The sequence below is a fragment of the Paenibacillus lutrae genome (genome assembly GCF_009757775.1).
Classification (GTDB): Bacteria; Bacillota; Bacilli; order Paenibacillales; family NBRC-103111; genus Paenibacillus_F; species Paenibacillus_F lutrae.
This window is the reverse complement of the sequence record NZ_RHLK01000002.1, coordinates 18,910-44,143: the sequence shown is the minus strand read 5'-3', so window position 1 is coordinate 44,143 and position 25,234 is coordinate 18,910. Positions and strand designations below refer to the sequence as shown.

General features: G+C 52.4%; 29 protein-coding genes and 2 tRNA genes. 10 read left to right on the top strand and 21 right to left on the bottom strand.

Annotation, left to right across the window (positions count from 1 at the left end; genetic code table 11):
* Nucleotides 1–70: 70 nt before the first annotated feature.
* Nucleotides 71–904, bottom strand: a complete 834-nt coding sequence (locus EDM21_RS02740) for a carbohydrate ABC transporter permease (protein ID WP_157332734.1) — start codon at nucleotides 902–904, stop codon at nucleotides 71–73.
* Nucleotides 901–1,785 carry a carbohydrate ABC transporter permease gene (locus EDM21_RS02735; protein ID WP_157332732.1) on the bottom strand — a complete coding sequence of 295 codons (885 nt, stop codon included), beginning with the start codon at nucleotides 1,783–1,785 and terminating at the stop codon, nucleotides 901–903. The genes EDM21_RS02740 and EDM21_RS02735 overlap by 4 nt, the downstream gene beginning before the upstream one ends.
* A gap of 212 nt (nucleotides 1,786–1,997) precedes the next feature.
* On the opposite strand from EDM21_RS02735, the gene EDM21_RS02730 reads away from it, so the two are divergent.
* Complete coding sequence (locus tag EDM21_RS02730; RefSeq protein ID WP_166541794.1) at nucleotides 1,998–3,821, top strand: histidine kinase; 1,824 nt, start codon at nucleotides 1,998–2,000, stop codon at nucleotides 3,819–3,821.
* Nucleotides 3,818–5,449 (top strand): response regulator, encoded by a 1,632-nt coding sequence (locus EDM21_RS02725; RefSeq protein WP_157332728.1) that lies wholly within the window; start codon nucleotides 3,818–3,820, stop codon nucleotides 5,447–5,449. The genes EDM21_RS02730 and EDM21_RS02725 overlap by 4 nt, the downstream gene beginning before the upstream one ends.
* Before the next feature lie 150 nt (nucleotides 5,450–5,599).
* On the opposite strand, the gene EDM21_RS02720 is transcribed toward EDM21_RS02725, so the two are convergent.
* The 4 genes from EDM21_RS02720 to selD all read right to left on the bottom strand — a co-directional run bounded on the left by EDM21_RS02720 (nucleotide 5,600) and on the right by selD (nucleotide 8,928).
* Nucleotides 5,600–5,941 (bottom strand): YtxH domain-containing protein, encoded by a 342-nt coding sequence (locus EDM21_RS02720; RefSeq protein WP_157332726.1) that lies wholly within the window; start codon nucleotides 5,939–5,941, stop codon nucleotides 5,600–5,602.
* 96 nt (nucleotides 5,942–6,037) lie between these two features.
* Complete coding sequence (locus tag EDM21_RS02715) at nucleotides 6,038–6,499, bottom strand: DUF948 domain-containing protein (protein ID WP_157332724.1); 462 nt, start codon at nucleotides 6,497–6,499, stop codon at nucleotides 6,038–6,040.
* Nucleotides 6,500–6,703: 204 nt separating this feature from the next.
* Nucleotides 6,704–7,780 carry a tRNA 2-selenouridine(34) synthase MnmH gene (mnmH, locus tag EDM21_RS02710; protein ID WP_157332722.1) on the bottom strand — a complete coding sequence of 359 codons (1,077 nt, stop codon included), beginning with the start codon at nucleotides 7,778–7,780 and terminating at the stop codon, nucleotides 6,704–6,706.
* An 86-nt stretch (nucleotides 7,781–7,866) separates the two neighbouring features.
* Complete coding sequence (gene selD / locus EDM21_RS02705) at nucleotides 7,867–8,928, bottom strand: selenide, water dikinase SelD (protein ID WP_338043916.1); 1,062 nt, start codon at nucleotides 8,926–8,928, stop codon at nucleotides 7,867–7,869.
* 196 nt (nucleotides 8,929–9,124) lie between these two features.
* On the opposite strand from selD, the gene EDM21_RS02700 reads away from it, so the two are divergent.
* Both EDM21_RS02700 and EDM21_RS02695 read left to right on the top strand, forming a co-directional pair.
* Nucleotides 9,125–9,784 carry a bifunctional 4-hydroxy-2-oxoglutarate aldolase/2-dehydro-3-deoxy-phosphogluconate aldolase gene (locus tag EDM21_RS02700; protein ID WP_157332718.1) on the top strand — a complete coding sequence of 220 codons (660 nt, stop codon included), beginning with the start codon at nucleotides 9,125–9,127 and terminating at the stop codon, nucleotides 9,782–9,784.
* Nucleotides 9,772–10,557 (top strand): MBL fold metallo-hydrolase, encoded by a 786-nt coding sequence (locus EDM21_RS02695; RefSeq protein ID WP_157332716.1) that lies wholly within the window; start codon nucleotides 9,772–9,774, stop codon nucleotides 10,555–10,557. The genes EDM21_RS02700 and EDM21_RS02695 overlap by 13 nt, the downstream gene beginning before the upstream one ends.
* A 251-nt stretch (nucleotides 10,558–10,808) precedes the next feature.
* Here the strand turns inward: EDM21_RS02695 and EDM21_RS02690 are convergent, their stop codons facing one another.
* The 4 genes from EDM21_RS02690 to EDM21_RS02675 all read right to left on the bottom strand — a co-directional run bounded on the left by EDM21_RS02690 (nucleotide 10,809) and on the right by EDM21_RS02675 (nucleotide 12,955).
* Nucleotides 10,809–11,441, bottom strand: a complete 633-nt coding sequence (locus tag EDM21_RS02690) for a helix-turn-helix transcriptional regulator (protein WP_157332713.1) — start codon at nucleotides 11,439–11,441, stop codon at nucleotides 10,809–10,811.
* Nucleotides 11,442–11,552: 111 nt separating this feature from the next.
* Complete coding sequence (locus tag EDM21_RS02685; RefSeq protein WP_157332711.1) at nucleotides 11,553–11,984, bottom strand: DUF86 domain-containing protein; 432 nt, start codon at nucleotides 11,982–11,984, stop codon at nucleotides 11,553–11,555.
* A gap of 5 nt (nucleotides 11,985–11,989) precedes the next feature.
* Entirely contained in the window at nucleotides 11,990–12,163 is a 174-nt protein-coding gene (locus tag EDM21_RS02680; protein ID WP_157332709.1) for a hypothetical protein, read from the bottom strand.
* 126 nt (nucleotides 12,164–12,289) lie between these two features.
* Nucleotides 12,290–12,955: a tetratricopeptide repeat protein gene (locus tag EDM21_RS02675; RefSeq protein ID WP_157332707.1), complete on the bottom strand. Its 666-nt coding sequence runs from the start codon at nucleotides 12,953–12,955 to the stop codon at nucleotides 12,290–12,292.
* Between the two features lie 228 nt (nucleotides 12,956–13,183).
* Here EDM21_RS02675 and EDM21_RS02670 point away from each other — a divergent pair, with 228 nt between their 5' ends.
* Complete coding sequence (locus EDM21_RS02670; RefSeq protein WP_157332706.1) at nucleotides 13,184–13,480, top strand: hypothetical protein; 297 nt, start codon at nucleotides 13,184–13,186, stop codon at nucleotides 13,478–13,480.
* A 105-nt stretch (nucleotides 13,481–13,585) separates the two neighbouring features.
* On the opposite strand, the gene EDM21_RS02665 is transcribed toward EDM21_RS02670, so the two are convergent.
* From EDM21_RS02665 to EDM21_RS02655, 3 genes are all read right to left on the bottom strand, one after another.
* Entirely contained in the window at nucleotides 13,586–14,011 is a 426-nt protein-coding gene (locus EDM21_RS02665; protein ID WP_157332705.1) for a hypothetical protein, read from the bottom strand.
* A gap of 156 nt (nucleotides 14,012–14,167) precedes the next feature.
* Nucleotides 14,168–14,680: a VanZ family protein gene (locus tag EDM21_RS02660; RefSeq protein WP_338043915.1), complete on the bottom strand. Its 513-nt coding sequence runs from the start codon at nucleotides 14,678–14,680 to the stop codon at nucleotides 14,168–14,170.
* A 45-nt stretch (nucleotides 14,681–14,725) separates the two neighbouring features.
* Entirely contained in the window at nucleotides 14,726–15,061 is a 336-nt protein-coding gene (locus tag EDM21_RS02655; RefSeq protein WP_157332704.1) for a hypothetical protein, read from the bottom strand.
* A gap of 206 nt (nucleotides 15,062–15,267) precedes the next feature.
* On the opposite strand from EDM21_RS02655, the gene EDM21_RS02650 reads away from it, so the two are divergent.
* The 3 genes from EDM21_RS02650 (at nucleotide 15,268) to EDM21_RS02640 (ending at nucleotide 16,077) form a co-directional block, all read left to right on the top strand.
* Nucleotides 15,268–15,343 (top strand) — tRNA-Ala (locus tag EDM21_RS02650).
* Between the two features lie 60 nt (nucleotides 15,344–15,403).
* Nucleotides 15,404–15,487 (top strand) — tRNA-Leu (locus EDM21_RS02645).
* A gap of 137 nt (nucleotides 15,488–15,624) precedes the next feature.
* Complete coding sequence (locus EDM21_RS02640; protein WP_157332703.1) at nucleotides 15,625–16,077, top strand: DUF441 domain-containing protein; 453 nt, start codon at nucleotides 15,625–15,627, stop codon at nucleotides 16,075–16,077.
* 44 nt (nucleotides 16,078–16,121) lie between these two features.
* Here EDM21_RS02640 and EDM21_RS25445 read toward each other — a convergent pair whose 3' ends face one another.
* Complete coding sequence (locus EDM21_RS25445; RefSeq protein ID WP_420850637.1) at nucleotides 16,122–16,694, bottom strand: YuzF family protein; 573 nt, start codon at nucleotides 16,692–16,694, stop codon at nucleotides 16,122–16,124.
* Nucleotides 16,695–16,832: 138 nt separating this feature from the next.
* Nucleotides 16,833–17,318 (bottom strand): transcriptional regulator NrdR, encoded by a 486-nt coding sequence (gene nrdR / locus EDM21_RS02630; protein ID WP_157332701.1) that lies wholly within the window; start codon nucleotides 17,316–17,318, stop codon nucleotides 16,833–16,835.
* 119 nt (nucleotides 17,319–17,437) lie between these two features.
* Here nrdR and EDM21_RS02625 point away from each other — a divergent pair, with 119 nt between their 5' ends.
* On the top strand, nucleotides 17,438–17,671 hold the full coding sequence (locus EDM21_RS02625) for an alpha/beta-type small acid-soluble spore protein (protein ID WP_068773632.1): 234 nt from the start codon (nucleotides 17,438–17,440) through the stop codon (nucleotides 17,669–17,671).
* A gap of 82 nt (nucleotides 17,672–17,753) precedes the next feature.
* Here the strand turns inward: EDM21_RS02625 and EDM21_RS02620 are convergent, their stop codons facing one another.
* From EDM21_RS02620 to polA, 5 genes are all read right to left on the bottom strand, one after another.
* Nucleotides 17,754–18,332, bottom strand: coding sequence for a lytic transglycosylase domain-containing protein (locus EDM21_RS02620; protein WP_157332699.1), 579 nt, complete (start codon nucleotides 18,330–18,332; stop codon nucleotides 17,754–17,756).
* Nucleotides 18,329–18,925, bottom strand: coding sequence for a dephospho-CoA kinase (gene coaE / locus EDM21_RS02615; RefSeq protein ID WP_157332696.1), 597 nt, complete (start codon nucleotides 18,923–18,925; stop codon nucleotides 18,329–18,331). Before coaE ends, EDM21_RS02620 begins: the two co-directional genes overlap by 4 nt.
* Before the next feature lie 98 nt (nucleotides 18,926–19,023).
* Nucleotides 19,024–19,794 (bottom strand): manganese efflux pump, encoded by a 771-nt coding sequence (locus tag EDM21_RS02610; RefSeq protein WP_166541793.1) that lies wholly within the window; start codon nucleotides 19,792–19,794, stop codon nucleotides 19,024–19,026.
* A gap of 63 nt (nucleotides 19,795–19,857) precedes the next feature.
* Nucleotides 19,858–20,718 (bottom strand): DNA-formamidopyrimidine glycosylase, encoded by an 861-nt coding sequence (gene mutM, locus EDM21_RS02605; protein ID WP_157332694.1) that lies wholly within the window; start codon nucleotides 20,716–20,718, stop codon nucleotides 19,858–19,860.
* A 32-nt stretch (nucleotides 20,719–20,750) separates the two neighbouring features.
* Entirely contained in the window at nucleotides 20,751–23,423 is a 2,673-nt protein-coding gene (polA, locus tag EDM21_RS02600; RefSeq protein WP_420850636.1) for a DNA polymerase I, read from the bottom strand.
* Between the two features lie 213 nt (nucleotides 23,424–23,636).
* On the opposite strand from polA, the gene EDM21_RS02595 reads away from it, so the two are divergent.
* Nucleotides 23,637–24,386, top strand: coding sequence for an HAD family hydrolase (locus EDM21_RS02595; RefSeq protein WP_157332690.1), 750 nt, complete (start codon nucleotides 23,637–23,639; stop codon nucleotides 24,384–24,386).
* A gap of 169 nt (nucleotides 24,387–24,555) precedes the next feature.
* Here the strand turns inward: EDM21_RS02595 and phoU are convergent, their stop codons facing one another.
* Nucleotides 24,556–25,215, bottom strand: coding sequence for a phosphate signaling complex protein PhoU (gene phoU, locus EDM21_RS02590; protein WP_157332688.1), 660 nt, complete (start codon nucleotides 25,213–25,215; stop codon nucleotides 24,556–24,558).
* Nucleotides 25,216–25,234: the final 19 nt, after the last annotated feature.

Genomic DNA, 25,234 nt, shown 5'->3' with positions numbered 1-25,234 from the left:
TTCTTTAAGAATGCTTTATGCGTAAACCCCGGATAACCGGGGGAACCGCCACTTGTTCTCAGCTTTATGCTCAGCCTTTGACCGAGCCCGCCGTGATGCCTTCAATAATGTGCTTCTGAAGAATAAGGAAGAATACGATAATCGGCAGGACACCGAGTGTCAGGGCCGCCATGGCCAGATCCCACTGTTTCGTATACTGGCCGAAGAACGCGTAAGTGGCAAGCGGGATAGTCTGGAGTTTCATGTCGTTCAGAATGAGCGATGGAAGCAGATAATCGTTCCAGATCCACAAGCTGTTCAGAAGAATCACCGTAACTGCAATCGGTTTAAGCAGCGGGAAAACGATTCTCCAGAAGATGCTGAACCAGCTGCAGCCATCCACCGTAGCGGATTCTTCGATTTCTTTCGGAATACTTTTGATAAAACCATGAAACAGGAAGACGTTAAGGGAAACGCCAAATCCGAAGTAGCAGATCACAAGCCCCAGTCTGCTGTCCATCAACCCGAATTCATTGGCCACCTTCACAAGCGGGATCATAATGGACTGGAACGGAATTACCATGGCCGCTACGAATATGAGAAACAGCAGATTGTTCAATTTCGACGGCTTGCGTACGAACCGATAGGCGGCCATGGAAGAGAACAGGACCAATCCGATGTTCGAGAGAACCGTAATAATGAGAGAGTTACCCATGACTCGCGGAAAATTAATAATATCGATGACCCGCGAGTAATTGTCCAGACTAAACATTTTGGGCAGTGAAGCCGTATTTTGCAGAAGCTCGCCAAACGGTTTGAATGAATTTACCACAACAAAGTAGAAGGGTACCAGGAATAAAATACCCAGAATTATCGTCAAAACTTCTAGTATAAAGGTGCCGGTTCTGTATTTGCTCCCGCTCATGACTCCACCTCCTTCTTCTTGGTGATGCTGACCTGGATGAGGGAAATCAAGGCGACTACGAAGAAGAACACCAGCGCTTTAGCTGTACCCAGACCTAACCGGTTGTTTCGGAATGCCTCCTGGTAAATATTCAGGGCGACCGATTCGGTTGAATTGAACGGTCCGCCTTTGGTCAGGGACAAGTTCAGATCGAACATTTTGAAAGCCCATGAGATCGACAAGAACAGACAGACGGTAAATGCGGGCATAATGAGCGGGATCGTGACACTGCGGAGCAGCTGCCATTTGCCGGCGCCGTCGATTCTGGCGGCTTCAAACAAATCACGCGGTACGTTAGCAAGCGCGGCAATGTAAATGACCATCAAGTAACCCGCTCCCTGCCATACCGAGACGATAACGATCCCCCAGAAAGCAGTAGGCGCGTCCCCCAGCCAGGGAAGATTGAAGAAGGACCAGCCGGTCATCTCGCCGATCGACGCGAAGCCTTTGACGAAGATAAACTGCCAGATAAAACCGAGCAGCAGTCCGCCGATCACGTTCGGCATGAAGAACACAGTCCGAAGAATATTTCTTGTTTTAAAAGCTTGCGTAAGCAGCAGAGCCAGTATAAACCCGACCGCGTTTGTTAGAATAATCATAGCGACCGAGAAACGGATCGTAAACCAGAAAGCATTGCGGAAATCCGCATCATCGAAAAGAATTCGTTTAAAATTATCCAGTCCTATGAATTTGACCCCGTTACTGACTCCATTCCACTCGGTTAACGAGTAGTACAGACTCATAATGAAGGGAACCGCAACAATCAGCGTAAAAAACAATACTGCGGGCCCTACAAACACCCATTGTTGAAGCCAATCCTGTTTCTTGGAGCGTGCCGACATGAATTCCCTCCCCTTTCTAACTTGCAATCGCTTTCATATGAGGGTTTTTTCGTTATATGGCTATTGTAATCCAGACGGAATTGCGAAAACACTTCTTCAATTGCTCCCTTGGTGGACTATTTTGCGCACCCGGCGACAAAGAGTAACCTGCGTGTACATTTTGACCGCTCCCGTGTTACTCTCTATTTATGCTCATTAAAGGAGGAGTTGCGGTGCGTTCCAGGCTGCGGAATAAACTAATCGCATTCATCTTAGCGGCGACCATTCTGCCGATTGCGACTTCCATTCTCGTCTCTCACCTCTATACGAAGACCAACCTGGAAGAGAAGGCGATCCGAGACAATCTCAATTTGATCCACCAAGGAAAACTCAATCTGGAGACTTATTTGAAAAGCATGGAGCAGAACCTGAAACTTCTGTATCACAATGCTAAATTAATGGAGATACTCGAAAATCGTGTGGAACAAAACTTCTCCGAGCCTCGCTTATTCCTGACAGAGCAGGAGATTCTCCGTTCGATGCAGACCATTATCTATGCTTCACCGGATGTGCGGCAAGTGTATCTGTATGTGGAGCAGGTTCAGAAATCTTATCTGCTCTCGGATAACCGGCTTGTCCGGACAGACCAGGGAATAGGGCCGTTTAAGCCGGATCTCCAACCCGGAGAAAGCAAGATTTTTCCGCCCCATATTCCTTCTACATATGGAAAATACTTTTTCAACTATGCGACAGCAAACGTTTTTACTTACCAGGCTGCGCTATATAATGTAGTGGACAACATTCCACTCGGGTCGATGTCAATCGATTTTTCTCCCGATACCATCGCCAATATCAGCAGCGAGCTCTACTCGCAGGGAAGCGAGGAGCTCTTTATCGTCGGAACCGACGGGGAGATTATGTTCCAAGCCCACCCGGATCCCATAGACGGCCAAAAAGCGCGCGCACCTTGGCTCAGTGAACTGAGAACCGCTGCTGCGGATTCCCAGCGCGGTTATTTCCGCTCCAAGGACAGCACATTTAACGGGATTCACATCTATGAAACGATAGATGCCCCGGGTGGACCCTGGCTGCTCGTCAAAGGGATACCGGACTCGGTCCTGTATGAGAGCCAGCGCGAACTAACCGGTATCAATACGCTGGTCGGCATCATCTTCCTGGGTTTGGCTGCGCTGGTGACGGTTTTCTTCTCGTTCCGCCTGACGGCTCCAATCTCTGCTCTGATCGGCTATATGAACAAAATCGAATCCGGCAATATGAATGTGGATATCCGTGTCAAGGCCGACGATGAGCTCGGTATTCTTGCGCGCCGGTTCCGCTCCATGATGCATACGATCAACGAATTGATTTTAAGGGAATACAAGCTGGAGGTCGCGAATAAAACAAATGAGCTCAAGGCGTTGCAAGCGCAGATCAATCCTCACTTCATTAATAACGCCCTTCAGTCGATCGCTGCCCGTTCTCTTCAGAAAGGGGACCGTGAAGTGTATTCCCTCATCTCCTCGCTGGGCAAAATGATGCGCTACAGTATGAAAACCGAGGAAACGATTGTGCCGCTTAAAAGCGAATGGGATTATGCCCGCTCGTACATCAAGCTCCAGAAGCAGCGCTTCCGTGATCAATTCGAGTGCGACATGCAGCTGGAGCCGGGACTGGAAGGCATTCTCATTCCTAAAATGATCATACAGCCATTGGTCGAAAATTATTTCAAGCATGGCTTCGACGGTTCCCGCAGCGACAATGAGGTGCTGGTCCAGTGCTTCGCTTCTCCCGGCCGGGATGTCCTGCATATTGATGTAACGGATAACGGCTTCGGCATCGGGGAGACGGAGCTTAACGAGCTCCAGGCAAGTCTTGTGAACAGCGTGGCTGAGATGAGTTCTCCGGGCAGTCACATCGGTCTGGTGAACGTCCTGTCTCGCCTTAAGCTTTATTACCGGGAACAGTCCCGGATGGAAGTGCAGCGCAGTGAATCAGGCGGCTTCCACGTGCGAATAACGATCCCGATTATGCAGGAGGAGGTGGAGGATGCGTTATGAAGGCACTCATTATTGATGACGAAGCTCATGTCCGAGAAACCATCCGGCTGCTCGTAGACTGGGACCGGTTCGGCATTACCGAGGTTTATGAGGCCGCCTCAGGCGAGGAAGGCATTGCGCTTCTCCAGCAGGAGAAGCCCGGCCTGGTCTTCACAGACATCATGATGCCCGGCATGAGCGGACTGGATGTGCTCAGCCGGATTGCGGAGAGCGGCATCCGCAGTAAAGCGATAGTCATTAGCGGTTATGACGATTTCACCTATGTGCGCAGCGCTCTGCAATTCGGCAGCTTTGACTACCTGCTCAAACCCATTGACGAGGAAGAACTGGAGGAAGCCGTGCGTAAAGCCGTGGCAGCCTGGCTGGATGAAGAGAACGAACGCTCGGAGCGGCTCCAGTCCGAGACCAAGGCCAATCTGTACCGGCCTATGCTCGCCGACAAAAGCTTCGTCCAGCTTCTGCTGGACCCGGATCAATACCCGATGCACGCCGCTACCCTGCAGAGAGAATTCGGCATCGGCTGCGATCAGAAGCAGGTCCTTGCAGCCGTCGTCTCTCTGCAGTCGCTGGATACGCGATTACAGGCCAAATTCGCCAGCGCGATGGATCTGCTGCTCTTTGCCGTAACGAACATATGCAGCGAATTTATGAGCAAGGAAAGTCTCGGTCTGGCTTTCCGCCACTGGCACCGTCATGAAGCGGTTCTCTTATTCTTCGACCGGTTCGAGATGGCGGGCGCCATGCTGGAGCGGATCAACGAGGGGCTGTACGCCGCTCTGCGCGGCCAGTTTCATATCGGCTACGGCACGGTCCAGCCTTTCCCTTCCGGCATCCAGCGCACCTTCCATGAGGCCGAGACAGCTCTTCAGCTGCGCAACATGCGGGATCAGTCCGTCCATCTCCACCCTTACGAACTGCGTAAGCAGACCGCTCACATGCTGCAGGCTCCGCTTGCGGCCTATGAGGACCAGCTTGTCTTAGCGGTTCGAATGAACGACCTTATGCAGATCGGACGCAGTCTGAAGGATTGGGAAAGCCAGGCCAGTAAGCATCCTTGCCTCCACATCCGCCAACTGGAGATGTGGTGGCAGGAATTCACCCTCATGCACAGCCGGCTGCTGCTGGAGAACGAAGTGGACGACGAGGGCGAAGAACTGCTGAGCGAAGCGGATGACTTGTCCTTCAGGCTACCGCTCAATGAGCAGGGTCAGCCGGATCTGAGCATCTGGACGAAACGGATGGAGCGGATTCTGACGGAAATAGCCGGATTCCTCATTCGCGGGGACCGGAATCCTGTCATGCGCAGCATCGAGAAATATGTCCGGCTGCACTACCGGGAGCAGATTTCTCTGGAGAAGCTGTCCGAAACCTTCCACCTGAGTCCAAGCCATATTTCGCGCTCGTTCAAAACAGAATTCGGTGAAACCCTCACCGACTACATGACCCGTCTGCGGATCAACAAAGCGAAGCTGCTGCTCGCCGATCCCGAACTTAAAATCACCTCGATAGCAGAAGCTGTGGGCTATCAGGATGAGAAGTATTTCAGCCGTGCTTTTAAGAAGCTTGAGGGCGTATCCCCCAATAGGTTCCGTAAGCAGCACGCTGCTGCCGTCCCGTCATCCCAATGACTTTGGCGGGAAGCAGGCCAGCCTTCCTTCATTCTTTTTGAAGGCCATGCTTATTTCCTGACTTCCTGAAGATTCAGATGTTAAAAACCTTCAAAACCACTCGGAAAGTGGCATTGAAGGTTTTTTTAAGGAACAGGACGTATAAAGTTATCACTTTCCTATAATGACAAGATCCTGGGCCGCTTCCGAGGCGGCAATTTCCTCGTCGATCCGTTTGCCTGCATCCGCACAGCCGCGGTCTCTCCAGGAGCGGACTTCAGCCGTGACACTCGCCGTCGCTTCCTTTGCCTTATCAACCAAGTCCGACGTTTTCTCCCCTACCGTACGGGCAATTTCCTGCGTCTTCTCCGATACTTGAGCTGCCTGCTGCGCAATGTCCGCTCTGAGCTCTTTGCCTGATTTGGGTGCCAATAACAACGCCGTGACTGCGCCCGCTACACTACCGAATACCGCTCCGTAAATCAAGTCTTTCCCTCTTGTCGTTCTAGCCATCCTGCATCGCTCCTTCGTTAGGATCATTCTCCATTATTCGCGTCCCCTGCCGGTGTCCGGCTTCTTCCCCATAGTCCGGGTTCTTCTGCGCCCGGTCTACTCGGCCTCACTCCCGGCCACATCCTCTTTGGACCGGCTGCTTTGCCAGCGTTTCCAGAGCCCGATACCGGCCGCTCCCCACTCCGCAGCATCTGCAATCCGGTTCTGCCGAGTATGTACGGCTTGCTGCACCTGCAGAACCGAATCGACCAGGAGCGCGGAGGCCTTGCCGATGGCATCCGCTCCCTCGTCAAGCGTGCGGCTGACCTTATCCACGGCGGAGAACGCTTCCTGAACCGTCCTCACCCGGTCCGCAGCAGCTTCGGTCAACTCGCGCGCCGAGGCGAGCAGTTCTGCCGCGTGCTCTGCTGTTTCCTCCAGCTGGAGCCGGGTCTGCAGCACGGCGGATTCAATCCGTTCCAGCGATTGGCGGAAGGCCTGAAGCGTAACAATCGTCTGCCAGACCAGCAGCGAGAAAGCGATGACCGCGCCTGCTGCGGACATTTCGATCCAGGTCATAAGCGGACACCTCCGAATGTCGTGTTCTTGGAGCATGGGATCAGCAGCGGTCTAGCGCCCCGGTTAGACGAATGCCCAGGGAATAATACAGTATAAGCAGGAGCGCCCATTTTTGACACAGATTCCTGTAAAAAGGACTTCCTCTAATGCAAAAACACCCGCCCGCCGCTTAAAAGCGGTGGTACGGGTGCTGCAGGGGGACACTTATTCTGCTCCAGATAAAGCGGCTTTAGGTTCAGGGCGGTATTCAGGAAAGCGCTTCTGCAGCTCCTCTACAATAAGCCGGAAAGCCTGCTCCTCATTCTCCGCTTTGAGCGTAACCGTTTCCTGTGTATAACTTTGCGCGGCATGCTCGTATCTGGAATCATAATAATTCTCAAGCATCAACTCGACTGCTTTGCCGAATTCATCCGCTGCCAGATAACGGCTGATATCGGCCGCAATCGGGGAATGAATGCGTTTCTCAATAAGACCGAATGCATCGACGCATTCCTCTTTGTGAAGCTCCGGCTCGTAATCTTCTACAATGTGACGGACTCTTTCCGCTATCGGAACATCGATAAAGAGCGGTATTCCCTGCTCCTTCGCTTGATAGAGAAAGTCGGGCATAACGGCTTTGCCGACCCGCTTACTCTCCGCCTCGATAAGAACAAACGGCTGCGCATTCACTTCCTGAAGCTTATGAATCAGATGAGACTCGAATGCTTTCTGATTGTTCGGCTTCAGCCCGATCTGCCCGAAGATCGATCCCCGGTGCTGCGCCATTTTCTCCAAATCTATAACAGGATAACCTGCTTCATCCAGCCTTTGGAGCAAGTGCGTTTTGCCGGTGCCGGTCGGACCTCCGATGACTACACAGACTGGTTTGAAATCAAAATGGCCCAGCTGCTCCACCGTCCATTTGCGGTAAGAACGGATTCCGCCCTGAAGCCGGTACACCTGCATTCCCATCAAGGAGGTTACCGTAGCCGCCGTCTTGCTCCGCATGCCGCCTCTCCAGCAGAACACGGCTTTCTGGCCCGGAATTGCCTCGAACTGCTTCATGAATGCGGGCAGCTTGGCGGAAAATATCTCCAGCCCTCTCTCTTTGGCGGCCTGGACGCTGATCTGCTTGTAAATCGTCCCGACTTCCTTACGCTCTTCATTGTTAAAAACCGGTATATTCATGCTGCCCGGGACCGTGAATTCTTCGAATTCCCCTTCCGAGCGAACGTCGATGAGCTGAATACCCCGCTGCTCCTGAAGCTCTAGCAGCTGTTCTACGGTTATGTCTCGAAACATATGTCTTACACTCCTTCTGTAACAAAAAGACGATGGCCGGCAAGCACAAGCACGGCCGCGCAGGTGAACAACGGGCCAAACCTGTTCTAGCGGATGCTCTGCTCCACCACGATGTGTCCGGGGTGCTCGTCGGTCGTCTCGCCGATCATAGCCGCTTCAACGCCCGCTTCGATAAGCTTCGACAGAAGCTTGTCCGCATCTTCAGCCGCTGCCGAGATGAGCAGCCCGCCGGAGGTCACCGCGTCACACAGCATCCACTGTCCGATCTGGTCGACCGATGCATCGAATGTAACGCTTCCTTCGAGATGCGCGAAGTTGTTCTTGGTGCCGCCCGGTACGAATCCGGCTTCGGCTAATTCGCGGACACGCGGCAGGAAAGGAACCTGCTCGGCACCAATACGGACCCCTACACCGCTTCCTTTGGCAACTTCGGAAGCGTGTCCGAGCAAGCCGAAGCCGGTCACGTCGGTACAGGCGTGAACCTCAAAGCCGTCCATCACTTCGGCTGCTGTTTTGTTCAGCGTAGACATGACCGTCGTGACGCGGTTCACTTCCTCCTCGCTAAGCTGATCCTTCTTAATCGACGTCGTCAAGATGCCGACTCCGATCGGTTTCGTCAGGATCAGCTTATCCCCGGGCTTCGAGCCGGCGTTCGTGCGGACACGGTCGGGGTGGATCAGACCCGTCACAGCCAGGCCGAACTTCGGCTCATTGTCGTCGATGGAATGTCCGCCGACAAGCGTGGCTCCGGCTTCCTGTACTTTGTCGGCTGCGCCGCGCAGAATATCGGCGAGCACTTGTTTGTCCAAGGTTTTGATCGGAAAAGCCACAATATTCAGGACCGTCAGAGGTTTGCCGCCCATCGCATAAATATCACTGATCGCATTCGCGGCAGCGACTTGCCCGAAGGAATACGGGTCATCCACAATCGGAGTAAAAAAATCGACGGTCTGGACCAGCGCCAGCTCATCATTCAGTTTATATACACCCGCATCGTCACTGGTATCCAGTCCGACAAGCAAATTCGGGTTAGGGACCGATGCCGGAATACTGCGCAGCACCTGGCTCAAATCGGCCGGACCGATTTTACAGCCGCAGCCCCCTTTGCTCGAAAGCGAAGTTAATTTAATCCGTTCTGTTTCTTTCACGGGTTTCACCTTTTTCTCGCATAGTTTTTTGCTGACTCTCTCTATTGTAACCGATGAGGGCAAATTCTTAAAATAGCTTTGCTGTCCTCCAAAAGCCTTTGTTCTCATGACTCCGCCCTGCCAGTTGTGATAACATAGCTGTAGAATCCCGCCTGTCCGCAGGCTTAAATGAACCTTGGAAAGTGAAGTGAGCTCAATGAATCGCGAGCAAGGACTCCAGGAATTGGAGCGCACCCGAATAATTGCCATTCTCCGGGGCGTCAAACCGGAAGCCATTACACGGACAGCGCAGGCGCTCCTCGCAGGCGGCGTTACGGTCATGGAAGTAACGCTGAATTCAGCGGGTGCACTCGATATGATCCGCGAACTTCAGCAGACCGTCGGAAGCCGCATGTATATCGGCGCCGGTACCGTACTTGATCTCCAGGATGCACATGATGCACTGGATGCAGGGGCTGCCTTCCTCGTCACCCCGAATACGGACGAAGAGGTCATCCGCTTCGCCGTGCAGCAAAACATACCGGTATTCCCCGGCGCGATGACACCGACGGAAATTGTGAAAGCGTGGAAGGCCGGTGCCCATGCGGTTAAAATTTTCCCGAGCACGGGCCTGGGCCTCCCTTACATACGCGAGTTAATGGGACCGCTGAATGCCGTACCGATGGTCGCCGTGGGCGGAGTAACGGCCCGCAACGTCGCGGACTTCCTCGGGGCCGGGTGCTGCGCCGTCGGGATCGGCAGCTCCATCTGCAAGCTGGGCGATATCGAAGCCGGACGGTATGACCTCATCACCGAGAACGCACGGGCATTCACTTCCGCCGTTACGAACTGGAGAGAAGCAGCATGGACTCGCTGACTTTCCTCGGCACCGGCGACTCCCTGGGTGTTCCGCGCGTTTACTGCGACTGCGCCGTATGCACCGAAGCACGCGGCACCGGCGTGAACCGCCGGCTGCGTTCCTCGGTGCTGCTGCACACAAGCGGCGAGCGGCTGCTGATCGACTGCGGGCCTTCCTGGGGCACGCAGATGGAGCAGCTGGGTCTTCGCGATCTGCGGCATGTGCTGATCACCCATGCCCACTACGACCATATCGGCGGGCTGCCCGAATATGCGGACCTCTGCCGCTGGCTGAAGATCCGCGGCACCATCTACGCCGCTGCGGAAGTGATCGAGCGGCTGAGGGCTATTTTCCCGTGGATCGAACGCAACGTCAACTATGAAGCAGTCGATGACGGCTTTGCGTTTGGCAACTGGAACATCCGGTTGTGGAAAGTCACCCACGGAGCCAACGGCACTTCATTTGCGCTGCGTTTTGACCGGAGTGAAAGGGCTGGCTGCGGCAAGTATAGCTTCGTTTATTGTCCCGATTCCATTGATCTGAGCCCTCAGGAGAAAGCACCTATGTACGGTGTTCAACTGCTTGCGCTCGGTACAAGCTTCTATAAGGAAGAGGGCGCCGGACGTTCGGTCTATGACGTAACAGAGGCTCTCGAACTCATCCGGGAAACCAAGCCGGGCCGGACTCTTTTCACTCACCTGTCTCACGGCATTGATCTCCTCCATGATTATGGGCTGCCGGAAGGCTGCCGGTTTGCCCAGCAGGGTATGAAGGTAATGCTGGATAATTAAGAAACCAAGCCGGACGACAGGTCGGGTCGGGGCACAAGCCATTTCTTTTCCTGAAAAAGCACCCGGGAGCCACCCACGATCCCCATGGCCTCCGGGTGCTTGCCGCTTTATAAAGAAGCGAAGCCGGGCTTGAGAATCCCACAACGCCGCCACATAAAAAAGCCAATCCATCGTCCGGAGGGACGGGATTGGCCTGCAACCTCTTGAAGCTCAACCTGTTGTCATTACGCAGCAGAAGATGTCGTATAAAGTCAGCCACCGGAATGGATCCGGTAAACGCACTTGGTTCCTCCTTTGGCCAGACACTCGGTCCTTTCAACCGGAACGCCAAGCAGCTTACGGAACAAATTCAGCTCACAACGGCAAGCCGTCGAGTATTGGTCCGCAACCTGCGAAATAGGGCAGTTATGCTCATTGAGAATCATTTCGCCGTTCTCTGCCTGTTCCAGACTGACCATATACCCGTTCTCGTTCTGGATCTGGGCCAGTTCCTCCACTTTCTCAGGGAGTGACTTGCCCTCCATACGAGGGCCATACCGGTCTGCCAGTTTGTCTTCCCGGCGTTCAAAAAGCCTGTTCAGCTTCTCTTCGCCTTCTTCTGCAACCAATTCTTCCAATATATCTAGCGTGAGCGTATGATATTTCTTGGGAAATAAATCATCCGCCTGTTTGGACAGTGAATACATATGCAAAGGCCGGCCCATTGCCTGCCGGACCAATTCGGATTGAATCAATCCGTCTCGATCAAGCGTATTTAAATGACGTCGTACCGCCATCTCCGTAATGCCAAGCTCCTTGGCCAAATCGCCAACGCTAAGCGGACCTTTAGTCCGGAGCAGGGACATAACAACTTTACGGGTGGACGGCTCTGTGTCGCGGTTCATGAGAATCACCTGCCTGATGCCTGGATATTCTCATTGTATCGTAACATCTCTCATAAGTAAATTATGATACATTCATGTTTAGAAAACTTAGTAAGTCTCCGGAGAGCCGGATCAGATTAGTTCTTTACGGATAAAGACGTCCACAGACTCTTTAAAAACCGGCAAAATACGAGGCAGTTCGCTAAGCAGCGGATGCTTGCCTTCCCTTGTGTATGAATCGTATTCCTGAACCAGCGGCTTGCGTAATTTTACCAATTCAAGAAGGGTTGTCATGATCTCATCCGAGAATACACGCTCGCCTCCCAGAATTTCGACAATGTCCTCATAACTGCTGGCATCCCTCATCATAAAACCGTCAATCAGCAAACTTCCTACATCCGTAACGGTCTCGATTGCAAGATGAAGCACTCTTTCCTGGGCAAAATAAGTGACGATTTTAGTATTGCCCTTCTCAAATTCACTATCCAAATCTTCACAAGCCTGAATAAGCTGGGGAATAAAGGCTAATCTCCGGTTAATTTGTTCTACATTCACATAATACATGGCGGCTATTTGCGCCTCCTTTTCTTACTCCATTTCGTCCAGATGAGCATGCCGACAAACATAAGAACGACAATGCCGACGAGAAGGACGCTTTGCATTAAATATTCCATGCTCAGTTTCTTCTCTTCCGCACCGTCTGCGGCTGCTGCAATATACATAAGGTTCATCCGTTTATTCAAGACCTTTCTTCTCGGCTGAATGCCGCTTCTTAGCTACGTTTAAGTGTAGTCCCAGGCTCCCACTCCGTCAAGTAGAGGAGTCTTCCTTCCCTTGTCTTCATGGGTAATCGTGTGGAGAGTTCTTACTTATTTGAAACGGGCCAGAATCGCCCATCGCCGCTGTTTGCGTCTGCTGTACTTTGGAAGGGAGCGGTATACTTCCAGCGATTCACGAAAAGCCACTTTCGCTTCCGGCTCTCTGTTCAGCTTCTTATATAATAAGCCGAGTCTATAATAAGCCTCAACGGATGAAGATTGTTCTTGACGGAAACGCTCCAGCCATTCCACCGCCTTGTGCGGGTCTTTGTGGGTAAACGCCTCGCCCAACTGGAGATACGGATCTCCGAATCGGACCCGGGGATTTAACTGAAGTGCTTTGTCCATATATAATTTGCCCTCATCCAACTCACCGAGTTTCAGCAGACAAAGCCCGATTTCATAGGCTACGTCGGCGGATTCTTCCATAACCGGCTCCACCTCGCGCAGATAGCTGAGCGCATCCCGATACTTACCGGATTCCATTAAGGATCTGGCGAGATCCAATTTGGAAGAAGCGTGATGAGGATTTGCACGCAACTCTTGTTTTAGACGCGAAATACGCCTCATACGCTTTATAGGGCGAATCAGACTGGGTGACAAACCGATAAAGCGGCGGTCAATAACATATAGAATGACGAGCAGAATCAGCAGTGCCAGTATAGGGCTTCTTGTGATGTATAATAGAAAAGAAAACAAGAACACTTTACCCAACAAAGAAATCTCTCCTTCCAACATGACCTTACGCATCCTATGGTACCATAATTTGCCGTGAATCTCACTGAGCTTTTGAGGCACGGTCCCCGTTGTGACAGCCTTGTGACATTAAGCGGTTGGTTCCGTTTTTTTCTAGAGGCGGAAGTGAGTTTTCCCGCTGTATTTAGTATAATGAGATTCAGTAGTTACAAACTGTACGTACCAAGTTGGAAAGGGCTGCTGCCAGTCATGAACGAAGAGCAAGCACGTAAGTGGAGCCATACCAGAAGGAAAGGCCCCGGCCGGTTTGTCGCTTTGCATTACGCCTTACCCGCCAGTTTTATTCTAACCGCCTTGGTTACGCTTGTAGAATTTTTAGGAAACGGTGAGCTTATTCCGATCTGGCTGCCGATCCGGATTATCGTATTTGGATTTGTCGGCTTTTTTATCGGGATGTTTCAATTCCAGTCCAAAGACAAAAAGTATCTGGAAGCGGCACCGGGATTCGGACTTCCTACCGCTTTTGAAACCAAGCCCTCTCGTTAATCAGCTTGTCTGGTATACATCCGGGCATACCAAAAAAGATCGCTTCTATCGTCGAAGACGAAGCAGCGATCTTTTTTGCGTTCGGTGGTTCCATTTCTTCTTCTACTATATAAGCAGTGAGGAATCGCCGGATTCGCCGGCAACATCTGAAGGAGCCCCTTCAAAACCCGACTGCAGCTCATGCTTGACGTCTCCATACTCCAGCAATTGCCGCTTGAGCTGTTCTCTCTGATCCTCAGTCCCTGTTCCTGCAGCCGCGAACAGCTCGGCCGAAATTTCCTTGTAAGCACTCGGCTCGTTATTATTATACCAGTCAAAGGAATGATCCCCTTCGCTGCGGTAAATATCGCCGATGACCAAGTCTTCCTCACCCCGCCCGGCAGCGGCGGCTGCTTGTAAGGATGAGGAAGACTGCTTAAGCCGGGCCATAAGAGGCTGCTGAAAGCCCTCCAGGGCGAATTCGACATCCGCAACCTTTATTCCGGCATCCTTTGTCACTTTGAGTACCTTAGCATGTCTGATTTTGTTCATAGCTGCCTCCCAATCGTTAACATCACTGCCTGTAGTATGCCCGATTGGAGAGCTATTATTGCGGCGTGATCCGCGCCGAGCGCCGGGATCTATTTAATAACGGCAAAGTCCCCGGGTCACTGTTAGAACTGTCTGCAGAGCCTGACTGCAAACCAGTCAGGTTCCAGTTCTTCCGCGCCTGCGGAGGAACCTCACCGCGCTGTACACGGTCACGACCAGCAAGATGCCGAGCGTATCCACGGCAACGTCTATAGCATGTCCTGTGCGGTTAGGCACGAAGGACTGATGCCACTCATCCGAAGCCGCGTAGAGAACAGATAAGGCGCTTGCAAGCAGCACCGTTCTCAGATAAGGGAGCCTGCGGGCAAGAAACATGCGGATAAACAAAAACACAAGAATACCGAACTCAGCCATATGGGCACCTTTACGGATGAAAAATTCAACAAAGTCATAAGGCTCACGCCATGTAACCAGCCCGCCGTCATAAGTGAATTCCACCTGCGGTACCCATTTCACGATAACCTCTTCCGGGATCAAGTCGCGAAAAAAAGGGCGCATATCCTGATCCTGGTAGGACTCGGCTGATTTTACAAAAATAACGATCATCCAGCCAATAGCGGCGGCAAACCACCACCAGTAAGCACGAGATCTTGTTTTTCCCGCCATCATGTAATTTCAGAATCTCCTTCCCTGGTCCTATTCTTTCAGACACATTCAGGAATCGCCATATTCTTCCTCATAGGTCTTCTTTCTGGCTTTGACCGGGCCCTCCGACTTCTTCCGCATGCTGAGCAGCGCAAAAAAGTCAATAATAATCACATTCACATACCCGAGTAAATAGAACATATTGTAGAAAAGCACTTTGTAAGAATCATCGGTAACCTTCGCCCACCATACACATACGACAACCGTCATCAGAGTATTGAATAAGGTGGAGATTCCGAAGGATAACCACAATTTTTTGGTACGCCGCATCAGTACAAAGCCCATAAGGAGCGTAATTCCGAATGCAAGAAGCGTAAACAGCCAATACAGAGCATTGCTCGACAAAATGTATCCACTCCTGCCCATTTCCTATTCCCCGTCGGGAACGCATGTTGTCTATAAGGTTAGCATGAAAAGCGGCCCTGATACAAGAAACGCAGGGCGCTTGTTTGCGGCAAAAATCGTACTTTTTTTCAACCAAACAGCTTAAAAAAATTTGGACTTGCGTTCTTTTTACGATCTATGTATAATACAAATCACGGGACTTTTGAGGGGCCATAGCTCAGCTGGGAGAGCGCATCGCTGGCAGCGATGAGGTCAGGGGTTCGATCCCCCTTGGCTCCACCATAATCTTACTGCTTTTATACATTCTGATCTTCGGATCATGTCAAGTATAGCAGTTACCGTGCGGTCGTGGCGGAATTGGCAGACGCGCTAGATTCAGGTTCTAGTGGTGTAACAGCCGTGGAGGTTCGAGTCCTCTCGACCGCATCCGCATTCATGCCGAAAGACCTTAATCCAACATTTGGGTTAAGGTCTTTTTGTTTATTCCGGTCCATGTCGGGACATATAGGAGTGTAGAGATTACACGGTATACATATAACTCTCTATCAAAGGAGCAGATGGTAATGACTCAAGTGGATACGACTTCTCTTCTCTTGCTCGGTTTGGCGCTGCTCGGGCTGCTCAGCAGCAATGCCACGGTTACGATCGCCATGCTGGTTCTGCTGCTGCTGCGGGTCATGAATGTGCATCAAGCTTTTCCGTTTCTCGAAAAATACGGACTGACCGTCGGAGTCATCATCCTGACGATCGGGGTGATGACTCCGATCGCAAGCGGCAAACTGTCGGTACCGATGATCATGCAGTCCTTTCTTCACTGGAAAACCGTGCTCGCCGTTGGGGTCGGCATGGCCGTAGCCTATCTGGGCGGCCGCGGAGCAACCCTCATGACTCATCAGCCCAACGTAGTTGCCGGACTGCTCATCGGGACGGTGCTGGGAGTCGCCTTGTTCCGCGGGGTTCCGGTCGGTCCTCTTATCGCGGCAGGCCTGCTGTCGCTGTTGATCGGCAAAGGCTAGATTAGACAAGGCATGCGGAATGTAATCATTCCAGGGGAAAGAGGTTATTCAGGCATTACCCAGACGATCTGCGCCGTACGAATAAAGAACTGTTTGCCGTCTTCCTGCACGACGATATGATCGGGCTTAACTTGCGCGAGTTTCCCCCGGTTATTGCCTCTTACGGTTTCCACCACGATCCTTGTGCCAATCAGCGTCTGAAGGGCGGCATACACATAAGGATCAATACTAAAGACCGGCTGCGGGATAACCGGAGCTCCTCCGGCATTGGGCAGGCCGGCCAAGTCTCCACCCGGGATTCCGGCATTCCCTGTGCTTGGCGGATAAGAACCCCCCTCCGCGATTCCGCCCGAAATGGGCTGGCCTTGAGCACCCGGCTGCGTCCCGGGATTCAGAAGATCACCGTCCTGCGGAAAGCCTCCGGGCCATGGAGAACCCGTTTGCAGACCGGCAGGAAAGGACGGATTTCCCTGAGGGCCTCTGATCCGGTGATTCTGCAACTGCTCATATCCTTGCAGCAAATGCCCCGGCTGGGCTGAATCCTGATAGGGATAGGCGGATGGTCCCGCACCCCAGCCTGCAGTCTCATACTGCCCCGTGTGACCCCGATAAGCCAATCTGACACCCCCCATTTTGTTCTCACAACTCCATCCTATGCGAAGCGGGATTAATTAAGACTGTCAACATAAGAACACTTGTCCGATTGCAAATCCGAAGAGAACCGGCTGCACGGGTGCAGCCGGTTCTCTTGGCGGTTAAGTGTCTGAATTTAACCCGTTATTCAAATTCGTTTTCCCTAAGATCTGTTCCAGTTCCTTGAGGAACATATTAATATCTTTAAACTGCCGGTACACAGACGCAAACCGGATATACGCTACCTCATCAACCGGATACAGCTGTTCCATGACCAGTTCACCGATCCGCATACTGTCCACTTCCGCATGGGCCATATTCCTTACGTTCATCTCGACTACTGATACGATTTGTTCCAGCCGGTCGACGGACACCGGTCTTTTCTCACAAGCTCTGATTAATCCCCGCAGAATCTTATCACGGCTGAACTCCTCACGGCTTCCATCTTTTTTGATCACAATAAGAGGGGTTTCCTCCACCATTTCGAAGGTGGTGAACCGCCGCTGGCATTTCTCACATTCCCGCCGGCGGCGGATGGATTTATTATCGTTAGCTGAACGTGAATCCAGTACCTTGGTTCCGTTATGTTCGCAGAACGGACATTTCATCTCTCTTCACTCTCCTTCCTATTCAAGGTCTTTGCCTTTTTCATTCCCATAAGTTGCTTGTTATCAAGCGCCGGAAAACGCACATAATACATTTACAAACGACAAGGAGGTGAACAGACATGGGTGCAGGACAATCTCGCGGCAGCAACGTTTTGGTGGTTCCCCAAGCTAATCAAGCTTTGGATCAACTGAAATATGAAGTAGCACAAGAGCTTGGGATCGCCATCCCACAAGACGGTTACTACGGTAATATGGCTACTCGTGACACAGGTGCGATCGGAGGACACATTACTCGCCGCCTTGTGCAAATCGCTGAGCAACAACTGGCAGGCCAATCCGGCCAATCCCGTTAATTTTCATTGCGGGTAATGCTAGTCAACCACAGGAGTACCGGTTCAGGCGGCGGCTAACACCGCGGCTTGTCCGGTGCTTTTCTTATTGTACAAAGGTGCCTTTGTTATATTCATCGTCATAAAGCTCAGTAAATTTCTGCTGATAGAACAGCACGCGCTGCACATAATGACGGGTTTCCCCGAATGGAATATTCTCGATGGTACCCTCAGTTCCATCCCAGACTCCATTGTTCTTCCACTTGTTCACGTTTCCCTGCCCGGCATTGTAGGCCGCAATGGAGTATAGCCAATTGCCTTTGTACTGCTTGTTCAGCCAAGCCAGATACCAGGAACCGAACTGGATGTTACGGGCGGGATCCCGGAAGTCCGCTTGCCCGGAATCCGAAGTCTCGCGAATCCATTCGGCAGTGTCGGGCATGAGCTGCATAACTCCAAAGGCGCCTTTCTTGGATTCCCGGTCCGGCTTGAAGTTGGATTCCACCTTAATAATAGCGGCAATAAGAAAAGGATCGACTTTAAACTCCGCAGCATTCTGCTGGATTTCCTCCCTATAATGGATAGGGTATATTTTTTGTCCGATATAAGTGCCGTTACTGAACAGAAAAAGCACGAAAACGAGCAGCAGCAGAGCAAACACCCGTTTTTTGCGAAACAACCTCATAGCAGGCCCCTATTCAGCATATAAAGTTCAACCTGCTTTTCCGTCTCTTCAAATGCTCCCGAATTATCGATGAGTATGTCTGCAAGTTCCTTCTTACGCTCAATGGGCCATTGCGCCTCAAGCCGGGCCTCCGCCTGCTCTTCCGTCAATGTGTCCCTGACCATAAGGCGCTTCAGCTGAACCTCTCTGGGTACGTATACGACCATGACATGCGAGAACATGCCTTCCAGCCCGGACTCATAAAGAAGAGGAACGTCGACGACAACCAGCTTGTCCGGAAAGTCACGTTCGGAAGCTTCCATCCTTTCTTTCATTAACCTCCGGATGGAGGGATGCAGGAAACTTTCCAGTTTCTTTCGTGCTTCTTCACTGCGGAAAACATATTCCCCCAGTTTCTTGCGGTGAAGCGAGCCGTCCGGAAGCAGGATATCTTGTCCGAAATGAGCAGCCACTTCCGCCAATACAGGGCTGCCGGGCTCCACTACTTCACGCGCAATTTGATCCGCGTCAATCAGAACCGCGCCGCGGCGGACAAGCATGGCCGAAACCGTGCTTTTGCCGCAGGCGATCCCTCCCGTTAGTCCTATATTCATTTCACTCGACTCCTACATGGAATATAACGGCCTTCCGTACGACGGAAGGCTTATGTTCAAGGATTAGATCGACTACTTAACCTGATTTAAACGGGTCTCTAAGACCAAAGCTTCAAGATCCCCATCAGGATCAGAACGCATCCCGGCAGAACCGAAACAGAGCGCACCCAGCTTTTACCCGAATAACGGAAACCGATGCTAAGTCCAAAAGCAATAAAGATCCCGCTTGCCAGCGCAATAACGGCTGAAGTCAATAAGGGCTTATAGCCGATTAGGGCGGCACCTATGCCTGCGCCAAACGCATCCAGCGACAGGGCAACACCCAGCAGGGTAGCTTCATAGGAAGAGATGTTGCCCGAACGGTCCACATCCGCCGCCGAAGGTGTGCGTAGTATCTGAATAACCAGACCCAGACGTTTGATCTCGATCGAGAGCATCTTGTGGGCAGGAGAATATACGGGAGCAGTAGTGTTCTCCGTAGCCGGTCCGCCCGGATGTTCATGAGACATTCCGGCCTGCTGAGGCTGTATTCCCGATGGTGCATGAACGGCATGGGCGGACAGCACAGCCACGCCTTCCCCGGCGTCTTCCTGGCCTTGCTTCTGGGTGAGAAACTGATAGAGCGCCCAGATACCTATTCCGACCAGGATCAGGGCCCCAACGATGCGGGCGTAATCTGGCGACAAATAAACAGACAGCCACACGCCGGCGTTCATGGATAAATAAATGATAATACCCGAGCACAGCGATATGATTGCGATGGATAACAGAGGAATGCGGATTCTACGCAATCCATACATCATCCCGACTCCAAAGCCGTCCAAACTGACGGCCAGAGCCAAGATTAACAGAGAAAAAACGGTAAGCACACGGATCCCCTCCTGCCTTCATGCTCTACTCCCCATCATATGGAAGGGCAGGAGGAGATGTGCCTAGTTTTGCTTAGAGGACGAAGGCCGGGTGCGCTTAAGCGGCTGGCATTTCCAGCAGTAATGGGTACCTCTGCCGCCCACGACCGTCTTGTCAATTAATGTACCGCAATTTACACAAGGCATTCCACTACGGCCGTATATTCTGAGCTGATGCTGAAAGCTTCCGCTCTCTCCCTGCCCGTTCACATACGACTTAACCGAAGAACCCCCGGCTTCTACGGAATTGCGGAGTGTCACGATAATGGCATCATGCAGCCTCTCCAGCTCCGGCCGGGTCAGCTTCGATGATTCCCTTTCAGGATGAATGCCTGCCAGGAACAAGGCCTCGTCTACATAAATATTCCCTATCCCGACGATGTATGCCTGGTTCAGCAGCAGCGGTTTGATCTTCACTTTGCGCTTGCCTACCGCAGTGCGGAAAGCTTCGAGGGTAAAGGACTCGTCCAGCGGCTCGATCCCCAGCTTCTGAAGCGGGGGTGAAACCAGATCTTCACCGCTGGCGAATAAATGCATCGTGCCGAACTGGCGTACGTCCCGGTACCTCAGCTCCGTTCCGTCCGTAAAATGGAACACGACGTGCGTATGAGTATCTTCCGGGTCGCCCGCTTTATAGAGTCCGTACCGGCCTTCCATCCTGAGATGGGATACCAGCACGCCGTCCGATAAGATGAAACGGAGGAACTTCCCCCTGCGCTCCACCCCGATTATCGTTTGTCCCCGCAGCAGCTCGGCGAACTGCTCCGGCTCCTGCGGCTTTTGGATGATCCGCCTCAGACGGACTTCCACTTCTTCAATGGTCTTACCGGCAACCAGACGCCCCAATGTCCGTTTGACCGTTTCAACCTCCGGCAGTTCCGGCATGCTGTTCACCTCTTCTGCTGCTGTTAAGCAATTTATTTGGTTTCGTACCAGTTAAAGCCATCGTTAACTTCTGCAAGCAGCGGGACATCGAGCTTCAGTGCCCCTTCCATCACTTCAGGAACCAGACGGCGCATAACCTCAAGCTCATCAGGCGGAACCTCAAAAATCAGTTCATCGTGTACTTGCAGCAGCATGCGGCTCTTAAGGCCCTCACGCTTCAGTCTTTCATCCATCTGAACCATTGCAAGTTTGATGATATCCGCGGCGGTTCCCTGAATAGGTGTATTCATGGCCGTTCTTTCGGCAAACGAACGCAGATTGAAATTCGATGCCGTAATTTCAGGCAAATATCTGCGCCGGTTCAGCAAGGTGGTCACATAGCCCTTCTCCCGCGCCTCTGTCACGATATCGTCCATATATTGTCTGACGCCCTGGAAGACGGCAAAATACTGCTCGATAAACTGCGACGCTTCTTTGCGGGTAATAGACAGATTCTGCGACAAGCCGTAGTCACTAATTCCGTATACGATCCCGAAGTTAACGGCTTTGGCCGAGCGCCGCATGTTGGAATCCACCTCGGATTCGGCTACCCCGAAGACGTCCATGGCGGTTTTGGTGTGAATGTCCATATTATTCGTAAAAGCTTCTTTGAGGTTGGCATCTCCGGATATATGGGCAAGAACGCGCAGTTCAATCTGTGAGTAATCCGCCGCCAGAATCGACCAGCCCGGCTCCGAGGGAACGAATACCTTGCGGATTTTGCGGCCCTCCTCCAGACGGATCGGAATATTCTGCAGGTTCGGATATTGGCTGCTGAGTCTTCCCGTAGCCGCAATGGTCTGTCTGTAGTAGGTATGAACCTTGCCCGTCTCCGGACGCACTTCCTTCAGCAATCCTTCCACATAAGTGGACTGAAGCTTAGCAAGTTGGCGGTAGTGAAGTATGCCTTTCACAATATCATGATAAGGCGCCAGCTTCTCCAGCACTTCCGCATCCGTGGAATAACCGGTTTTCGTTTTCTTCTGCACAGGCAGCTGCAGCTTCTCGAACAGCACCTCGCCAAGCTGCTTGGGTGAATTAATATTGAATTCAAAACCGGCATGCCGGTAAATTTCACTCATGGTCCGGTCAATCTGAACGGCCAGCTCGTCTCCAAGCTGCTTCAAAGCAGCCTTGTCCACTTTGATGCCGCGAAGCTCCATGTCGGCAAGCACACCCGAGAGCGGCAACTCCAGCTCGTAATACAGCTGGAGCATTTCAACCTCCTGCAGCCGCTCGTGAAGTTCCGCATGAAGCCGCTCGATGCGGTCCGCCTTGCGGCAGACGTGCGCAGCAAGCACTTCGGTCTCGGGCAGCCTGAACTTGGCGCCTTTGCCGAAGACCGCTTCGTCCGGCGCTACAGAAGGCACGCCGTACTTATCCGCCATGCCGCTGAGCGTGAGCGATGTCTCTGTCGGATCGAGCAGATACGCGGCAAGCATCACATCGAACGTCACGCCGGACAGCGTAATCCCGCTCCAGGCGAGAGCCAGCTCCGCACGGTGGCGGTCCCATGTGCTTTTCTCCGCGCTGCCGTCCGCCAGCCAGTCGCGCAGCGGCTGCGCCTTCGGAGCGGTGAGAACGGATGCGGGGACATAGTACCCCGCATCCCCCGTGCGAAGAGCCGCTCCGATGATCACAGCCGTGTGGGCATTGTCCCCGGCGGCTTCGACATGGATGGACCGCACATCCGGAAGTGCGGGCAAGAGATCGCCGATGTTGTCCTCCGAAATGAGGCGGACAACCAGCGGCTCTGCCTGCGGAGCATCGGCATCCTCTGCCGCATCGCCGGAGTCCGCGCCGGAGAAATCCATTTTCTCCAGCAGCGATTTGAATTCGAGCTTGCGGAACATTGCCGCCAGCTCAGGCCCTTGCACGCCCGAATAGGCGAGCGCGTTCCACTCGGTGTCCATCGGCACCTCGCGGAAAATCGTCGCGATCTCTTTGCTCATGCGCGCTGAATCCGCATGATCGCGGATCTTCTCCTTCATCTTGCCCTTCATATCGTCCGCATGCTCCAGTACGGATTCTACGGAACCGTACTCATGCAGCAGCTTAAGAGCCGTTTTCTCCCCGACGCCCGGGATACCCGGAATATTATCCGAGGAATCCCCCATCAGCCCTTTGAGGTCGATAATTTGGGCAGGCGTGAGCCCGTATTTCTCCTGAATCTCTGCGGGATCGTACCGGTCCACCTCGCTGATTCCTTTGCGGGTGAGCGCCACGGTCACCTTATCCGATACCAGCTGCAGCATGTCTTTATCGCCGCTGACTACAAGCACCTCTTTGCCTTCCTCCTGCGCCGTGCGGGTCAGTGTGCCGATAATATCGTCGGCCTCATAGCCTTCCAGCTCAAACTGCCGGATACCAAAAGCCGGAAGAAGCTCCTTCAGCAAAGGGAACTGCTCGGAAAGTTCAGGAGGCGTTTTGGAACGGCCTCCCTTGTATTCGGAATAATCCTTATGTCGGAAGGTAACCTTCCCCGCATCAAATGCAACAAGAAAATGCGTCGGCTTCTCCTCTTCTATGAGTCTGAGCAGCATCGTTGTAAATCCGTAAACGGCATTGGTATGCAGACCGGCCGCATTGCTTAGCAGCGGAAGAGCGTAGAAAGCCCTGCTGGCGATACTATTTCCATCTATAAGAATCAATTTTTCTTTTTCCACACTTACACCCCGATTTTGGACATATACGTTCATGATAGCACAGCCAGGACGAATATGAAAAAGTTTCAACCCGGTAATTTTTGCGCCGATGGCGCTCTGTCCGGGGTGATGTTCTCTGATTCAGGCACATAGACTGTTAATACGTTATAAAGCCGGCAATTCGTCTTTTTTGGCCGCTTCAAGTTCCGGCTCAGCAGGAAAGGAGGACTGCAAATGAGTCCCTTTTTTTTCCCGGCTCCCAAGAAAATCATTTTCTTCGATATGAATAATACACTAGTGGACCGCAGGCAATGTTTTGATTCCGCATTCACAGAAGTGCTTGGGGAATACACGGGAAGGTGGGAGCAGGACGCCGGCCTCTTGACCACGGATGATGCTTTGCAGATCTACAAGCAGGAATGGCAGAAGCTGCGCAAACTCAGACCCCGCAATCAGCGGCCCAGTGAAGAAATGCGCACGGCCTGCCTGGAGAAAGCGCTGGCAACGTACCCCCTTCCTGTCAATGAGACCTTTGCCCGGATCTTCTTTGAACAGGTAGAGGAAACAGAAGGCAGCTATGTCCGCTTGTTCCCGGGTGTTGAAGAGACGCTAACAGCTTTGGGCGAGAGATATCAGCTTGCGATAATCAGCAACGGCAGCCGCAAGAGACTGGAACGGGATCTTACCCGTCTTCGGCTATCCTCATTTTTCCCCGAAAACCGCCGCTTTAGCTCGGTCCAGAATGGGCCGCGCAAACCTCATCCCGGCTTATACCGCATGGCACTTAAGGAAACCGGCATTAATCCGAGTCAAGGCGTTATGGTAGGCAACTCCTGGAAGAACGACATCATCGGCTCGACACGCTGCGGCCTGGATGCCGTCTGGATTTATCCTCCCCATCTGAAGAAGCTGTCACAGCGCCGGATCGGCCGCCAGAAGGTCGTTATCATCCGATCTGTCAAACAGCTGGTTCATGTTTTGTAGCCCGCCGCCCCCGAGGGCGGTTTTTTCACTCCATTAAATAAAGGACCCTGTAAAAGGTCCCTTCAACGTCCTGCCCGCCGTGTATCCTCCCTTCCCCTTGAAGAACTGACAACAATAAAAAGCGGTTCACCGCACATTCCGGCAAACCGCTTCTCTTCCTATAACACTGCTAGATGTTCAAATCTTTTCTTATGCCGGTCACCATATAAATGACACTTTCCCCGATGTTGGTCACATGGTCTGCAACCCGCTCCAGATAATGGGCTACCATGATCAGATGGGTAAGCTGCCGGTTGCGGGTGAAGTCTGCATTCATCATCCCGATCACATCCTGCATAATCCGGCTAAAAATTTTGTCCACCTCATCGTCTCTTTCGGCTAAAGAAGTGGCCATATGCACATTCCGGTTGGTGTACGCCACCAGGCTCTCACGCAGCATTTCTTTGGAGATCTCCGCCATCTTCGGAATGTCGATCAATTCTTTAACGAGCGTTTCGCCGGACAATCGGATTGTAATCTTCGCAATGTCTACCGCATGGTCCGCAATCCGCTCCAAGTCCGTCGCAATACTGAGCGCCGTCCCGATGATGCGCAAATCTCCGGCCATCGGCTGCTGCAAGGCGATAAGACGCAGGCACATTTCTTCTATACGCAAGGTCAGCTCGTCAATCGCATCGTCATCTTCCACTGTCCGGCGGGCCAGATCGGTATCAATACGCTTAAGCGCGTCGACCGCCTGATGGATGGAATTCTCGACCATCGAGCCCAGATCAAGCAGTTCATTCTGCAGGTCATCAATAGATTGCTGAAAGTTCGTACGATTATTCATCCGGTTAAGGGCCCCCTTG

Excerpts from the sequence above, each read along its gene's own strand:
- EDM21_RS02595 (WP_157332690.1), top strand. The coding sequence starts at position 23,637 with ATGAGTCCCTTTTTTTTCCCGGCTCCCAAGAAAATCATTTTCTTCGAT.
- EDM21_RS02625 (WP_068773632.1), top strand. The coding sequence starts at position 17,438 with ATGGGTGCAGGACAATCTCGCGGCAGCAACGTTTTGGTGGTTCCCCAA.
- EDM21_RS02640 (WP_157332703.1), top strand. The coding sequence starts at position 15,625 with ATGACTCAAGTGGATACGACTTCTCTTCTCTTGCTCGGTTTGGCGCTG.
- mnmH (WP_157332722.1), bottom strand. The coding sequence starts at position 7,780 with ATGTTTCGAGACATAACCGTAGAACAGCTGCTAGAGCTTCAGGAGCAG.
- EDM21_RS02620 (WP_157332699.1), bottom strand. The coding sequence starts at position 18,332 with ATGAGGTTGTTTCGCAAAAAACGGGTGTTTGCTCTGCTGCTGCTCGTT.
- coaE (WP_157332696.1), bottom strand. The coding sequence starts at position 18,925 with ATGAATATAGGACTAACGGGAGGGATCGCCTGCGGCAAAAGCACGGTT.
- nrdR (WP_157332701.1), bottom strand. The coding sequence starts at position 17,318 with ATGAAATGTCCGTTCTGCGAACATAACGGAACCAAGGTACTGGATTCA.
- mutM (WP_157332694.1), bottom strand. The coding sequence starts at position 20,718 with ATGCCGGAACTGCCGGAGGTTGAAACGGTCAAACGGACATTGGGGCGT.
- EDM21_RS02660 (WP_338043915.1), bottom strand. The coding sequence starts at position 14,680 with ATGATGGCGGGAAAAACAAGATCTCGTGCTTACTGGTGGTGGTTTGCC.
- EDM21_RS02695 (WP_157332716.1), top strand. The coding sequence starts at position 9,772 with ATGGACTCGCTGACTTTCCTCGGCACCGGCGACTCCCTGGGTGTTCCG.
- EDM21_RS02665 (WP_157332705.1), bottom strand. The coding sequence starts at position 14,011 with ATGAACAAAATCAGACATGCTAAGGTACTCAAAGTGACAAAGGATGCC.
- phoU (WP_157332688.1), bottom strand. The coding sequence starts at position 25,215 with ATGAATAATCGTACGAACTTTCAGCAATCTATTGATGACCTGCAGAAT.
- EDM21_RS02715 (WP_157332724.1), bottom strand. The coding sequence starts at position 6,499 with ATGACCTGGATCGAAATGTCCGCAGCAGGCGCGGTCATCGCTTTCTCG.
- EDM21_RS02685 (WP_157332711.1), bottom strand. The coding sequence starts at position 11,984 with ATGTATTATGTGAATGTAGAACAAATTAACCGGAGATTAGCCTTTATT.
- EDM21_RS02725 (WP_157332728.1), top strand. The coding sequence starts at position 3,818 with ATGAAGGCACTCATTATTGATGACGAAGCTCATGTCCGAGAAACCATC.
- EDM21_RS02700 (WP_157332718.1), top strand. The coding sequence starts at position 9,125 with ATGAATCGCGAGCAAGGACTCCAGGAATTGGAGCGCACCCGAATAATT.
- EDM21_RS02740 (WP_157332734.1), bottom strand. The coding sequence starts at position 904 with ATGAGCGGGAGCAAATACAGAACCGGCACCTTTATACTAGAAGTTTTG.
- EDM21_RS02735 (WP_157332732.1), bottom strand. The coding sequence starts at position 1,785 with ATGTCGGCACGCTCCAAGAAACAGGATTGGCTTCAACAATGGGTGTTT.
- EDM21_RS02690 (WP_157332713.1), bottom strand. The coding sequence starts at position 11,441 with ATGAACCGCGACACAGAGCCGTCCACCCGTAAAGTTGTTATGTCCCTG.
- EDM21_RS02670 (WP_157332706.1), top strand. The coding sequence starts at position 13,184 with ATGAACGAAGAGCAAGCACGTAAGTGGAGCCATACCAGAAGGAAAGGC.
- EDM21_RS02720 (WP_157332726.1), bottom strand. The coding sequence starts at position 5,941 with ATGGCTAGAACGACAAGAGGGAAAGACTTGATTTACGGAGCGGTATTC.